The organism is Vibrio sp. S457-15, from assembly GCF_000960545.1.
Lineage (GTDB): Bacteria > Pseudomonadota > Gammaproteobacteria > Enterobacterales > Vibrionaceae > Vibrio > Vibrio parahaemolyticus.
The window spans coordinates 180,025-193,533 of the sequence record NZ_JYOQ01000121.1; the positions used below are offsets into that span (position 1 = coordinate 180,025).

Here is a 13,509-nt window from a genome sequence, read left to right on the forward strand (position 1 = left end):
GTAGAAAAACCCGACAATCCGGTGGTTCGGCACGCGCTCTCAACCCAAGTCCGACTCACAATGAGTCGTTAACTCATTCATCTCAAAATCATTTAGGTATAACGCACAAATTGTCGAGGAGACGCCTTGGCGAGTTACACATATGTGCTACGATGCGGTTAATGTTAAGTGATAAATGCTGAACCTTAATGAAAGTGTTAAAAATTGCCGCCATTGCGGTCGCACTCGTTGCGGGATTCTACGCCCCGACGCTGCTCAAGAGTTTCTCTTCTTCCTCGATAGTCAAACCACTTGATGAGTACTGCCTGCTCTCGACAACGGCATGTGTCCAACAAGGTGTCACTATGACACTCAATGTCGATAATGCTCAGCCCCTTATTCCTGCTAAATTCGATGTCGAGTGGAACAAAAGTGACGCAGAGCAATTGGTTCTGAGCCTTTCTGGAAGAGAAATGGAAATGGGCGAGCCGAAGTTTCTCCTCAAGAAAATAGCACCTGGAAAATACTCTGGCGAAGTCGTGTTGCCCGTTTGCACTCAAGAATCGATGACGTGGGTCGGAGAACTGACCGACGGACAGTCCACCATCTATCCCGCCATCAAAATGCAAAGATAAGGAATCATTATGAGCCGCAATTGGTCTCTCTTTCTCGTAGTCGCATTCGTACTGGGTTTCGGTACTAAAACCTATTTAGATAGCCTAGATAAACCCGCAGACGTTTCAAAAGCAGCCTCGTCAGAACAAAGCGTGTTGTTTGGCGAAAACAATCAACCAGTCAACGTCTTTGATGTGAACGACCCTCGTATTCGTATCGTGTATTTCGGTTTTACTCGTTGCCCTGATGTCTGCCCAACGTCGCTCGCGATGCTGGCAGGTGCACTAAATCAAATCAGCGATGAGCAAAAAGCGCAGCTGCGCCCGATGTTTATCTCTCTCGATCCAGAACGTGATGAAGCGGACGCGTCCGCAAAATATGCGCACTACTTCCACCCTATGATTGAAGGCCTATCTGCGCCGTTGGACATCACGACGCCACTTGCTCACCGCTACGGCGTTATTTTCCGTAAAACCGAATTAGAAGGCTCGGAGCTGAAGTACACCCTTGACCACAGCTCTTACTTCTACTTCCTCAAACCGGACGGCACGTTGATCACCAAAGTGCCACACACGCTAACGCCTGCGCCGATTGTTGAGGCAATTTCAAAACTCACCACTAAGGAAGGCTCGAATGAAGGCTAATCAACTGTTTAAAACATTGGCTTTGGGTGCATTACTGCTCAGCCCTTTAGCTCAGGCTAAGCTCGATGTCATGGCGCACGAACCGTATGCGCGTGCTATGGCTCCGGGTGCAACCACCAGCGCCGTCTTCGTAACCTTTGCCAACCGCAGCCAAGACGACATCAATATCGTTGCCGCAGAAACACCAGCAGCGGGCAAAGTCGAATTACACGATGTCATTAAAGATGGCGATGTGATGAAAATGCGCCAAATCGACCGCATCACGCTAGGCGCAACAGAGACCACCGAGCTAAAACCGGGCAGCCTACACATCATGCTGTTTGATTTGAAAACGCCGCTCAATGAAGGGGATGAAATCGAAGTAACCGTGACTTACGATAACGGCCAAAAGCAGAGCTTTAACGCGCCAGTGAAAAAAGTGATGGCTGGGATGAAACATACAGCCCACTAAAATCGAATTAGGCTCCTGATTAGGAGCCTTTGTTTTATTCGCTCTCTCGCGGCGCAATGGCGATTTTATTTAAAAATGTAAATCTGTGCTTTATGCCCCATACAACACACCTCCCTCTTCGCTATAACTCTATTTCCTTGTTTCCGCATCTAACCCTGTTCCCGAGATAACTCTTTATGTTTCAAGCTCTCAAACGCGTTTTTAGTTTTTTGACTCAAACCAATCCAAATGTCGAGCAAGACGTGGACACCATTATTGCCGCAATTGGTGGCCTCGATAACGTAGTGGAAACCGGGGCGTGTGCAACGCGGCTAAGACTCACGCTGCGCTCTACTGCTGTCGTAGATAAAGAGGCTTTAAAGAAACATGGCGCTCATGGTGTTGTTGTGTTGGATGAACGTCATATCCAAATCATATACGGTTTGAAAGCCAACACGTATTCGCAGATCATGGAAGAACGAATGACAAGCTAGGCGCTCGTAGCAACTCTCCTAGCAAACTAAGCGGTGATTTTGCTACCCACAAATAAAAAGGGCAGCTATACTCTCCTCGTTTCATTAACCAAAGAATGAACTCACCAACGTATCAACTAACAAAGAGGACACATGATGATTGTATTGAATAGCACTAACTGGGCATCACAAGGGTAAACCTAACCGCACCAACTCTGTGGCATAGCCACAACTCCCCTTCTCTGCCCGGTCTTCACCGGGGTCAACTCTATCCGAATTAGACCCTAATGCGATTTGTATTAAGGCGCTTTGTTGCGTCTGGGATAATTCAACAATGAATCAAACACATACTTTTTGTGATACATTAATTTCTACTTCAAACCCATTAAAGCGATTGGGTTGGAAACCATTTTTTCAGCAACAACTGACACTAGACGACTACGACAATACGATCTTTGCACGCGTGATCGCGCATCACCGAAGTGGTTATTTATTGGCAACAGAAGCAGGGCAAGTTCACCTTAATGCCCACCACTCTCTGCCCAATATGACCGTCGGAGACTGGGTAATCTTAAATGAAGATCAGCAATTTGTTCGCTTACTGGATCGCTTGAGCCTCTTTAGCCGTAAAGCGGCGGGCAGCAAAGTGGCAGAGCAACTCATCGCGGCCAATGTCGATACGGTGTTTATCGTCTGCTCACTCAATCACGATTTCAACTTAAGCCGTATTGAACGTTACTTAGCCTTAGTTCACGAAGCTGACGTCGAGCCCGTTATCGTGCTTTCCAAAGCCGATTTGTGCGACGACGTCGATGAACTCAAAAGCCAAGTACAGAAGCTAGACCCTCTGCTAGTCATTGAGACGGTCAACGGCTTAGATGCAGAAAGTACTTCTAAGCTCATAAGCTGGTGTAATGAAGGGCAAACCGTTGCTTTTATCGGTTCATCAGGGGTGGGTAAGTCAACGCTGGTCAACGCGTTACTTGGTCAACAAGAACAATCGACAGGGCATATCCGTGAAGACGACAGCAAAGGACGCCATACGACGACCTCGCGCTCGATTCACCTATTACCTGCGGGCGGGATTTTGATCGATACTCCAGGAATGCGAGAAATCCAACTCGTCGATTGCGAAGCTGGTGTCAGCGAAGCCTTTGCTGACGTTGAAGCGCTTGCCGAGCATTGTCGATTTGGTGACTGTAAACACCAAACCGAGCCAGGTTGCGCCGTTCAAGCGGCCATTGAAAATGGCTCTCTTGAAGTTCGCCGTTTCAACAATTATCAAAAGCTGCTGCGAGAACAAGCCTTTAATGGTGCGACCTTGGCAGAGCAACGAGCTCAGAGTCGACAATTTGGCAAGCTCACTCGCAATGTGATGAGTGATAAACGCAAACGTCAGCAAAGTTACTGAGTTGTTAGATTTGAGTTGTCAATAAATTCAAAGGAGACTTTCGTCTCCTTTTTAATAACTTTATTAAAAACCATTACTCATAACCAACGAGATTTTTCAACATAAAAATCTCGTTTAGATAACATCGAGCAAACATTTAATCCAAAAACAAACTAAAACTAGACACAAAATATTACCAAGCTAAGATATGTGATATTCAGCAAGAAAATGGCTGAATTTATAAAAACAGGATAATTGATAATCATGTTCTTAGCGCACAGAAGCAATGCTCATTCCTTGTTCATCAAGGGCATTATCGCCGTGTAATGTTTGGCTATTGCCCTGCCGCTCTGACATAAAATTGCAGGAATGACGTATGCAACACAACAGCCTCGTTGCCCGATATGCTCGCGGTAACCTCGTTCTCCAGATCCTTGTCGGTATTGTCTTTGGTATTTTGCTCGCAACAGTTTCACCAAGCCATGCTGAAAGCGTTGGACTGATTGGTAGCCTTTTTGTAGGCGCTCTTAAAGCCATCGCACCGATCCTAGTGTTTATTTTGGTTGCCGCTTCAATCGCGAACCAAAAGAAAAACCAACACACTTACATGCGCCCAATCGTTGTTTTGTACCTAATGGGTACGTTCTTCGCAGCGCTTGCAGCCGTGGTTCTAAGCTTCCTTTTCCCGACCCATCTAACGCTTGTAACCGGCGCTGAAGGTGCAACGCCTCCTCAAGGTATTGCAGAAATCCTACGAACATTGCTGTTTAAACTGGTTGATAACCCAGTAAACGCACTAGTAGAAGCGAACTACATCGGTATTCTTGCTTGGGGTGTGGGTCTTGGCCTTGCACTTCACCACGCATCAGCAACAACGAAAGCGGTATTTGAAGACCTAAGCCACAGTGTTTCTCACATTGTTCGCTTCATCATCCGTCTTGCACCATTTGGTATCTTTGGTCTGGTTGCTTCAACTTTCGCGACAACGGGTTTCAGCGCGCTAGCAAGCTACGCTCACCTTCTTGCGGTTCTACTTGGTGCAATGATGATTATCGCGCTAGTAGTAAACCCAGCGATCGTATTCTTCAAAACCAAACAAAACCCGTACCCATTGGTATTCCAATGTCTACGCGAAAGTGGCGTAACAGCGTTCTTCACTCGCTCAAGTGCAGCGAACATCCCAGTAAACATGGCGCTATGTGAGAAGTTAGACCTAGACGAAGACACTTACTCAGTATCTATCCCTCTGGGTGCAACCATCAACATGGCTGGTGCAGCAATCACTATCACAACGCTAACGCTAGCTGCAGTGCACACAATGGGTATTGAAGTTGACCTAATGACAGCGCTACTTCTAAGTGTTGTCGCTGCGGTTTCTGCATGTGGCGCTTCTGGTGTTGCGGGCGGTTCTCTACTGCTCATCCCTCTAGCGTGTGGTTTGTTTGGCATATCAAACGACGTAGCAATGCAGGTGGTAGCGGTTGGTTTCATCATCGGTGTGATTCAAGACTCTGCTGAAACAGCGCTAAACAGTTCAACAGACGTTATCTTTACCGCTGCTGTTTGCCGTTCAGAACAGCAAAAAAGCCAGTAAGATAAACATTGAATAATAGAAAGGGGAGCCTGTTGGCTCCCCTTTTTTCGTTGTCGATAATTTATTGTCGATAGAATATGCATTCGGTATCACTTGTTGATCACTAATAAACTTTCTGTCAGTTTTTTCTGAAACACGGGATTTACCCTTAAATTTTCAAGATTCGATGCGTAGAATGCCGCCCCATTGTATGAATGGTCGATTTAATTTGAGGGTAAACGAATGAGATGGCTGTCTAGTTTCTCATTGAAAGAGTGGTTGTTCGCTGCTGTTTTACTAGGCGGAATCTCTGCTTATGCACTCCACCATTCGAACCAGCGCACGTCCGACGCTCGCTCTGCTGCCATTCAAGTTTTGTTTGCCGACATGCAGTACTACGTCTCCATTCTCAACGCCAATGCGAAAGCGTTCAACCAAGAGAATGGCGCAAACCAATGTGTCCTGACGGCTGTGGGCTATCAAGAGTTTTACAACGGCTATCCAGAAACGCAAAGCGAATGTGGCAAACACCTTAGCTTTTTCGACAACATGACGATCTCAGACGAAATGAAGCAAGCAAACTTGGTGTTCATTGAAAACAACACTTATTCGATAGTCGGCTACGGCCGTAGTGACTCACCAGAAGCCTTGATGCAAGGCAAATGCTACGCCTATTACCGGTTGGAAGGCGCAGGAAAAGACGGACACAGTTTTAAAGTCGATACGTCCCAATGTTAGCGATCAAAAAAGGAGCCGCCGGGCTCCTTTTTGTGTTCGAAAATAGCGTTACGCCATTTCTAGTTCCACTTCTTCAATTGGGAAATGTTTGCTTGGTTCAACAAACTCTTGCTGCGCTGCGATGGTTTGCAGTTCCCATTCGCCTGCATGGTAAGTGGCGCTTAACACTCCGTAACACGCGTCGTGACAATGTTGGAAAGCTTGTTTAGGAGACCAACCTTTCAGCAATCCTGAAGTGAAGATCGCCGAGATAAGGTCGCCCACGCCAACAGGTTGTTTAGCAAACTCAAATTGAGGGCGCTTCGCAAGGTAAATGCCTTCTTGCGTAGCCAGTAGCATGTTAAAGCTGCCATTTTCTAGGCAGTAAAGGTGCTTAACTAGCACAACTTTTGGACCTTTCGCTAGCGCACGCTGGCATGCGGTGATCGCATCGTCTAGTGAGTGGATTTCCATCTCAGCAAATTGACTCAGCTCGAATTGGTTCGGAACGATCACGTCCGCCATTGGCATCAAACGAGTCAGAAGATTTTCAGCAATACCCGGAGCCACAATGCAGCCTTTGTCTGGCGCGCCCATCACAGGGTCGCAAACATAAAGTGCGTTCGGATTCGCTTGCTTCACTTTCGTCACGGTATCTTCAACAGCAAGGCATTGCTCTGCGCTGCCTTGGTAGCCGGTCAACACCGCTTGGCATTTTTCCAATGCACCGATGTTACCTAGACCACGAACTAACTCGCTGATGTCTTCAGCCGCAAACGCTCGCCCAGTCCAGCCTTCTTGATACTGCGTATGGTTAGAAAATTGAACGGTATGAATCGGCCATACTTCGAAACCCATGCGTTGCATTGGGAAAACGGCACTGCTGTTACCAGCATGACCAAAAGAAACATGAGATTGTATAGAGAGGATACCTTGCATAGTACCTTACCTCTTATTGTTGTTATCGATAGTTCAAAGACAGCGGCAAGCGCCAGTTTTGCGAAACCAGTAGTGTATCCGACAAACCAAGATTCTCTAACTCAATTCTCCTCAATATCTTCAGAGTAAGTTGGAGTGCTGGTTTTCAACACCATCTTCTTAATTTCCATTTTGTCTTTATTCAGTGCGATTTCTAGGGTATCTCCTTCCCTTATCCCGAGCTGAGCCAGGATTGCGCTTGGAATGACTACGGCGGTATCGTCACCGATTTTAACAGGTTGACTTATCATCTTTCGTCCTCCAAATGTCGAAAATGAGTTTTCACGTCATTGGATGTCTAGCCTCAAATACATTGAGCTGACTTGGATTTGGCGTAAATGCCTAAAAACAAAGAGCCTTCCACACCGCGTTTGGGAAGGCTCTTTCAGTATTATTTTTTAATTTGCTAAAGGCTCATGCTTCGCAGCAATCAGACCGTAAGCACTCCAGCCTAGGAAGGTTACGATAGAGCCCCACATCATCGCTTCGTAGCCGGAGCCGTATAGCGCGTAGAAGCTGTATAGAGAACCAATCAGAGCAATAACGTTGGTGGTTTTCATCTCGCGCTCCGGTACGTGCGCCACTTGCTGCATGATAAAGATTGCGCCCATACATAGAATGTAAGGAATAACGTTTGTTACTACCGCTAGGTTAACCAGCGCTTCGAACTGCTCGTTCAGCGTTGGAGAGATCGTCATTAGAGACAATACAGATTGGATAATAGTAATCGCGATCATACCTTTGATTGGCGTACCACGTTTGTCCACTTGAGAGAACAATTTAGGGAAGAAGCCAGCATCAGAAGACGATTTGAACACTGAAGCGATAGTGAATTGCCAACCCAATAGAGAGCCCGCACAAGCCAATACCGCCATACCCGCAACCACTTTACCAGCGGCTGAACCTAGCATCACTGTCCATACGGTTGAGAATGGCGCTGTAGATGCAGCAAGCTCAGAGTTTGCAACGATACCAGAACAGATGTTTGTCGATACAATGTAAACCACAGCCGCGATTAGCGTACCGCCTAGCACTGCGATTGGTACGTTCTTCTCTGGGTTTTCTACCGCTTCAGAGTTCGCACAAGCTGATTCAAGACCAAGGAATGCCCATAGCGTCATCGCAATAGAAGCACTCACTGCTTCACCAAATGGCAAGCTGTGTGGGTTCCAAGCCTCAATGTACATGGTTGGGTTAAACCAGAACCAACCAACAATACCCAATGAACACACTGGTAGGATTACGCCCCACACGGTGAATGTACCAATTTGACCTGTGATTTTCGCGCCACCGAAGTTAGCGAAAGTACAAATCCAAAGAATGGCGATAGTGTACAAACAGGTTTCGACCGGAGATAGGGTCACTTCAAAGAATGCGGAGCCGTAACCCACACAAGTAATCGCGATCGCAATGTTCGCAATAAGGAGCGACAAACCGTAAGTCCAGCCCGCCATAAATGCACCCGATTTACCGAATGCATAAGACGCGTAACCGTTCATACCGCCGTCACGTTTACTAAAGCGACCACATTTTGCAAACACGTAAGCCAACGCCAAAGAGCCCGCCGCCGTGATCAGCCAAGACAACACAGAAATGGTGCCCACTTGCGCCAGTTTACTTGGCAGCATGATGATACCGGAGCCGGCCATGTTGATGAATGTCAGAATGGTTAACTGCACCACCGACATTTTTTTAGTTTCAGTACTCATAAATTATTCTCCACGAATAAGCGGTTCGCACCGACGCCGGAGCGTGGTGCGAACAGGTAGATTAATCTTTTAGGACATAACAATGTGCGGTAGTGCGACCGTTAACATCTTCAAGGTACACACCTTGAATTTCTGGCGCGAAGCCTGGGAAGCGGTTAATACCTTCTTCTAGAGATAGGAAGTAATCCACCACGTGTGGGGTCCAGATTTCACCAGTGATCACACAGATGATGCCTGGAGGGTAAGGAAGTGCACCCTCAGCAGCTACGCGACCAACGGCCTCTTTAAGTGGTAGGTAATCGCATTCACCACGGAAGTATTTGCGTGTTGCCACGTCTGGTTTGTGAACCATTTGTGGGAAGTACTCGCTGCGGAACATCGCTTTTTGTAGCTGTTTCACGTTCAGCTCTTTGTACATGTCATGCATTTCCTGACATAGCTGACGGATGGTGTAGCCACGGTAGCGTTCTTTATTCGCTTCGTAGACGCTTGGAAGTACGATACTTAGAGGCGCATCATCACGGATGAATTTTTCGAATCGGTTAATTTGAGCCACAAGGTGACGGATCTTACCCATATCTTCTGCAGGAGTGAGTAGGAACAAGATGGAGTTCAAGTCACACTTCTCAGGGATGATGCCGTTTTCACGAAGGAAGTTCGCCAATAGCGTTGCAGGAATACCGAAATCTGCGTAGCTGCCGTCTTCTGCAATACCCGCAGTAGTTAGCAACAATTTACATGGGTCAACGAAGTATTGACCTTCACCGTAACCTTCAAATTTGTGCCAGCTTGCGTTTGGCTCAAACATGAAGAATTTCTTGTTCGTTGCGATCACGTCAGTGTCGTAGCTGCCCCAAGGTTGACCTTCAACTTCGTCTGGAATGAACGGACGAATCAATTCACAACTCTTAAGGATTTCTTTACGCGCTTCGATACCAGTCTTAACCGCATCACGCCATAAACGCAGGCCTGCTTCGCCATCGTGGATCTTCGCGTTCACATCAAGCGCAGAGAACAGTGCATAGAATGGTGAAGTCGATGCATGCATCATAAACGCGTTATTAAAACGTTTGTGGTTACAGTAACGAGCTTGACCTTTGATATGGCGGTCTTTTTTGTGGATTTGCGATGTTTGAGAGAAGCCAGCTTGTTGTTTGTGAACAGACTGAGTTACGATCACACCTGCGTCTTCTGGTTTCAAATCCAGCAGCAGTGGTGAACAGTCTTTCATCATAGGGATGAACTGCTCATAACCAACCCACGCAGAGTCAAACAGGATGTAGTCACAAAGATGACCGATCTTATCCATTACGTAGCGAGCGTTGTAGATAGTACCGTCGTAAGTACCAAGCTGGATAATAGCAAGACGGAAAGGACGTTCATCGCGTGCACGTTCTGGATCCACTTTCGCGATTTGAGCACGAATGTATTCTTCATCGAAACAGTGCTCATCCATACCACCGATGAAGCCCCAAGGGTTACGCGCCGTTTCTAAGTAAACTGGCATACCACCCGCTTGGATTAACGCACCGTGGTGGTTCGATTTGTGGTTGTTACGGTCGAACAGTACCAAATCACCTTCAGTTACTAGCGCGTTACACACCACTTTGTTTGAAGCAGAAGTACCGTTGAGTACGAAGTAAGTTTTGTCCGCGTTAAATACTTTTGCAGCGTGCGCTTGCGCTTGGTGTGCAGAACCTTCGTGGATCAGCAAGTCACCTAAATCCACGTCCGCGTTACACAAGTCACTACGGAACAGGTTTTCGCCGAAGAAATCGTAGAATTGTTTACCAGCTGGGTGTTTTTTGAAGAACTGACCACCTTGGTGTCCCGGACAGTCAAACGCTGAGTTACCCATCTCAACATAGTGCGTTAATTGCTTGAAGAAAGGAGGAAGCAGACGACATTCGTACTTGGTTACTGCTTCGTTGATTTGACGACAGTAGTACTCAATAGATTGTCTTTCTAAATCGATAACGCCAGTTAGCCAAACGTAATCTTCTGCCGAAACTGGGTTTTCATCCGTTACTAAGAAAACTGGAATACCGTAACCCGTTTCAGAAATCATTTTATGCAGACCTGCTTTAATGTCTGCTGAAGTAATAATAGCCGCACCAACGTCGGTTAATTCAACTTGCTCTAAAGGTTGTAAATGACGATTAAATTGTTCATCTAAAGATTCAGCTAATAAACTGAAGTCTTCTGGCATGTAATTACTAACACCTATAATTAAACGTTTCATTTGGAATATCTCTTTTTTGTTCTTTAAAATTGACAGGTACAGATATTACAAACTAAAACGATATTTAAAATTCAAAAAACAAATTTCGTGATTAAATTTTCATATTTAAAAGTCTTATTTTCTCGAATTAAAATTTCGCGATCTTCATCACTTTCCAATTGATGGGCCAATGATATTGAAACCAGGCTTAAAAGGAAAAATAATTAAAAATTGTGTGACCACAACCATTGTTGTTAGAAATAAAATATCAAGAAAATAAATTTTTGAGATTTCTATCACTATATAATTAGTAGGACTATATTATTAGGGATAATAAATATTTTAATTTTAACCAAATTTAAACACATAATAAAAAAGCCATCAACACATGTATTGATGACTTTTTACTTTAGGTGCAAAGGAAACACAATTCAATTAAATAAATGACTATCCAGCTTTACGCCATTGTTGGACCACTGTTGATAGCGTTTTACCGCGATACCAGACGAGTACATGGTATGCTTACAATCCATGCACTCGACAAAGTACAGCCCGCTCATTCCTGCCATAACGTGCAGTCTACGGCTATCGCAACGCTTACAGGACAAGCGTTGCACCTTAGAGTTCACATCTATGCGTCGGGCAAAGTTAAGAGTCTCATGAGAGCAAAGGGCTTCCACTGCGCTTTCCTTGAACGGATGCTCACTGAGTAAATGATTGATGGCGTAATCGTACACCGGGGGAATCGAAGATTTGCCACTTTCAATATTGGTTATCTTAGCTACGGAAACTCCCAACAAAGACGCAAACTCCGCTTTGCTGTATTCCAAGATGAACCTTGAAGAGATGAACTTATCTGCACTAATGATTCTCAACATACACAAATCTCTAATAGAAATAAAACAGAGCAAATGGAATATGCTCCATTTTCTGTTGAAACATGTAATGAAAAAGTTACTTCCGAATGTTTTTATACGCATAGTATGCGCTATTTTTATTTGCTTATTATCTTGCGCCTAATTAAGAATAAAATCAACAAATCAAATCTTAAACCAAAAATAGAAATTTAGATTTAGAGGTACAAATTTTAATTAATATTATTAGATAAAGTAATGAGTGTATTTTTTAGCCTTTTATTTATAGCCACGAAATTAATTTCCAATTCCAGTTAATTAGATATTGGAAATGTTTGATTTGAGCTTAATAACCATCTCTGAAACAGGGGGGATTCCCCTCCATTTTTAGGTTTCACTAGAAAGTCTGAACTAAACGTACAAAATCTGTTGAGAAATCGAATAAATAATATGCAAATGAATAAATTAAGATCTTCGCAACACTCAACCATGACCGCTTGGCCATGTTTGCAGCGTTAGTACATATAGAAGCGAACATCGTGATTCAGGACTCGATGCGATGAGAAAACACGCAAACGTCTTAAAAACGGTGTACTCGTCTCTATATAGAGATTCTTGTAAAAACAGGGATGGGAAGAGAGAGGGTGGCATCGCCTAGAGGAGCTTGCCAGTAGCTGTTATCAGGCAATAAAAAAGCCTCATTACTGAGGCTCTTCGAAGATTAAGGTTGTAAAAAATTCTGCGTAAAATCGAGCACATCTTTGGAAGGCGTTTTCTGCTCAGGTGGTTTCGCTGATTGATCTTCTGTTGTGACCGTTGTCATATCCGGTTCGAAGTTCAGCTCCGTCGTCTCTTCCCACGTATTCGCCCCAGATTTGTGCTCGTCACTTAACACCTCGTTAAGCTCTTCTTCGCCAGGGAAATATACGTCACGTTTGTACACTTTATTCAGCGCACGAATGATCGAGTGCTTTTTCACCATGCCAGATGCGAGCTTTCTTTGCAGAGGCTTCGCAATGGATTGAAGTCCAACCACCACATCCACACCTATGTTCGCCGCGACTTCATCACGAAGGACGCGAGCTGGTTGATAACCCATATTGGCAGAAAGAAACAACCAAACATACGCAATCGCATTGCCTGTTTTGCCTCTGTCTTTCCATGCTTCGCCTGCATGGTACATCGCTTCTGCGCTGCCGCCCTCAGCAGCACGTTCCAGCCAATAGCAACCTTTCACCATGCTCTTGTCTGCGCCAATGCCGTTTAGATAACACAAGCCGACTTGAATTTTGCCTTCTGCACTGTCTTTTTCTGCCGCTTTCATAAACCAGTAAAGCGCATCGGCTTTATGGCCTGAAGTATTTTCAGGCGAGAGCTGCCACTCTCCCATGTAAAGCATCGCAGCAACGCAACCTTCTTCGGCCGCCGTCTCGATGAGTTGATGGCCTTTCGGGATGTTCTTCTCTACCCCTCGACCAAACACCAGTGCTTTACCTGTCGTGAACTTCGCTTCAATATCACCTTCCATGCCCGCGATGGCAGTTCGCCAGAAGTTCGCCTGCTCTTTTAAGATCACATCTTCTCGCATTCGCTCACTAAGGCGCACAATGCCGTACATGCCTGTCACGTTATCCAACTTCGCCGCTTTGTCGTACCAATACAGCGCTTGTCGAACGTTGTCCCGCTCAGCTTCTTTCGCTAAAAACAAAATCGTCGGGATGTGGCCAGTTTCTGCTTTAAACTCACGCTCTTTGCGTTCTTGCTCACGCGCCTTTTGCATCGCTTTACGATACGCAGCTTCACGCGCTTTCCTCTCGGTCTCCAGCCGTTGCCTTCGCATCGACAATGAGATCATCCAAACAAATATCAGGACGAGTGAAAGGCCAGTTGCCGCAATGGCAATGCCCATACTACTCATAGATAGCC

Annotated in this window: 13 protein-coding genes; 7 read left to right on the top strand and 6 right to left on the bottom strand. The window is 45.5% G+C overall.

The annotated features are described in order from the left end of the window. Positions 1–188 precede the first annotated feature (188 nt). The 7 genes from UF05_RS11915 to UF05_RS11945 all read left to right on the top strand — a co-directional run bounded on the left by UF05_RS11915 (position 189) and on the right by UF05_RS11945 (position 5,842). Complete coding sequence (locus tag UF05_RS11915) at positions 189–614, top strand: hypothetical protein (RefSeq protein ID WP_025443080.1); 426 nt, start codon at positions 189–191, stop codon at positions 612–614. 9 nt (positions 615–623) lie between these two features. Beyond that, positions 624–1,238 carry an SCO family protein gene (locus tag UF05_RS11920; RefSeq protein ID WP_005499972.1) on the top strand — a complete coding sequence of 205 codons (615 nt, stop codon included), beginning with the start codon at positions 624–626 and terminating at the stop codon, positions 1,236–1,238. Next, entirely contained in the window at positions 1,228–1,689 is a 462-nt protein-coding gene (locus UF05_RS11925; protein ID WP_045545561.1) for a copper chaperone PCu(A)C, read from the top strand. Before UF05_RS11920 ends, UF05_RS11925 begins: the two co-directional genes overlap by 11 nt. 176 nt (positions 1,690–1,865) lie before the next feature. Beyond that, positions 1,866–2,162, top strand: coding sequence for a glucose PTS transporter subunit EIIB (locus UF05_RS11930; RefSeq protein WP_005480175.1), 297 nt, complete (start codon positions 1,866–1,868; stop codon positions 2,160–2,162). 313 nt (positions 2,163–2,475) lie between these two features. Beyond that, the gene (gene rsgA / locus UF05_RS11935) at positions 2,476–3,552 is read left to right on the top strand and encodes a ribosome small subunit-dependent GTPase A (RefSeq protein WP_045545562.1); all 1,077 of its coding nucleotides are present in this window, start codon (positions 2,476–2,478) and stop codon (positions 3,550–3,552) included. 355 nt (positions 3,553–3,907) lie between these two features. Further along, entirely contained in the window at positions 3,908–5,125 is a 1,218-nt protein-coding gene (gene sstT, locus UF05_RS11940; protein WP_005458382.1) for a serine/threonine transporter SstT, read from the top strand. 222 nt (positions 5,126–5,347) lie between these two features. Then, positions 5,348–5,842, top strand: coding sequence for a hypothetical protein (locus tag UF05_RS11945; RefSeq protein WP_025793660.1), 495 nt, complete (start codon positions 5,348–5,350; stop codon positions 5,840–5,842). Positions 5,843–5,890: 48 nt separating this feature from the next. Here UF05_RS11945 and pdxY read toward each other — a convergent pair whose 3' ends face one another. From pdxY to UF05_RS11975, 6 genes are all read right to left on the bottom strand, one after another. Continuing rightward, positions 5,891–6,760, bottom strand: coding sequence for a pyridoxal kinase PdxY (gene pdxY, locus UF05_RS11950; protein ID WP_005499985.1), 870 nt, complete (start codon positions 6,758–6,760; stop codon positions 5,891–5,893). Between the two features lie 101 nt (positions 6,761–6,861). Continuing rightward, positions 6,862–7,050: an AbrB/MazE/SpoVT family DNA-binding domain-containing protein gene (locus tag UF05_RS11955; protein WP_005458312.1), complete on the bottom strand. Its 189-nt coding sequence runs from the start codon at positions 7,048–7,050 to the stop codon at positions 6,862–6,864. 147 nt (positions 7,051–7,197) lie between these two features. Next, positions 7,198–8,508, bottom strand: coding sequence for a putrescine-ornithine antiporter (potE, locus tag UF05_RS11960; protein WP_005374814.1), 1,311 nt, complete (start codon positions 8,506–8,508; stop codon positions 7,198–7,200). Between the two features lie 61 nt (positions 8,509–8,569). Then, entirely contained in the window at positions 8,570–10,750 is a 2,181-nt protein-coding gene (speF, locus tag UF05_RS11965; protein WP_011106546.1) for an ornithine decarboxylase SpeF, read from the bottom strand. A gap of 410 nt (positions 10,751–11,160) precedes the next feature. Further along, positions 11,161–11,607 carry a helix-turn-helix domain-containing protein gene (locus UF05_RS11970; RefSeq protein ID WP_005458369.1) on the bottom strand — a complete coding sequence of 149 codons (447 nt, stop codon included), beginning with the start codon at positions 11,605–11,607 and terminating at the stop codon, positions 11,161–11,163. Positions 11,608–12,304: 697 nt separating this feature from the next. Then, on the bottom strand, positions 12,305–13,501 hold the full coding sequence (locus tag UF05_RS11975) for a tetratricopeptide repeat protein (protein ID WP_005499994.1): 1,197 nt from the start codon (positions 13,499–13,501) through the stop codon (positions 12,305–12,307). Between the last annotated feature and the right edge of the window lie 8 nt (positions 13,502–13,509).

Bases quoted from the DNA above. Each gene is read 5' to 3' on its own strand.
- UF05_RS11955 (WP_005458312.1), bottom strand. From the start codon at position 7,050: ATGATAAGTCAACCTGTTAAAATCGGTGACGATACCGCCGTAGTCATT.
- pdxY (WP_005499985.1), bottom strand. From the start codon at position 6,760: ATGCAAGGTATCCTCTCTATACAATCTCATGTTTCTTTTGGTCATGCT.
- potE (WP_005374814.1), bottom strand. From the start codon at position 8,508: ATGAGTACTGAAACTAAAAAAATGTCGGTGGTGCAGTTAACCATTCTG.
- UF05_RS11930 (WP_005480175.1), top strand. From the start codon at position 1,866: ATGTTTCAAGCTCTCAAACGCGTTTTTAGTTTTTTGACTCAAACCAAT.
- sstT (WP_005458382.1), top strand. From the start codon at position 3,908: ATGCAACACAACAGCCTCGTTGCCCGATATGCTCGCGGTAACCTCGTT.
- UF05_RS11920 (WP_005499972.1), top strand. From the start codon at position 624: ATGAGCCGCAATTGGTCTCTCTTTCTCGTAGTCGCATTCGTACTGGGT.
- UF05_RS11915 (WP_025443080.1), top strand. From the start codon at position 189: ATGAAAGTGTTAAAAATTGCCGCCATTGCGGTCGCACTCGTTGCGGGA.
- UF05_RS11945 (WP_025793660.1), top strand. From the start codon at position 5,348: ATGAGATGGCTGTCTAGTTTCTCATTGAAAGAGTGGTTGTTCGCTGCT.
- UF05_RS11925 (WP_045545561.1), top strand. From the start codon at position 1,228: ATGAAGGCTAATCAACTGTTTAAAACATTGGCTTTGGGTGCATTACTG.
- UF05_RS11975 (WP_005499994.1), bottom strand. From the start codon at position 13,501: ATGAGTAGTATGGGCATTGCCATTGCGGCAACTGGCCTTTCACTCGTC.
- UF05_RS11970 (WP_005458369.1), bottom strand. From the start codon at position 11,607: ATGTTGAGAATCATTAGTGCAGATAAGTTCATCTCTTCAAGGTTCATC.
- rsgA (WP_045545562.1), top strand. From the start codon at position 2,476: ATGAATCAAACACATACTTTTTGTGATACATTAATTTCTACTTCAAAC.
- speF (WP_011106546.1), bottom strand. From the start codon at position 10,750: ATGAAACGTTTAATTATAGGTGTTAGTAATTACATGCCAGAAGACTTC.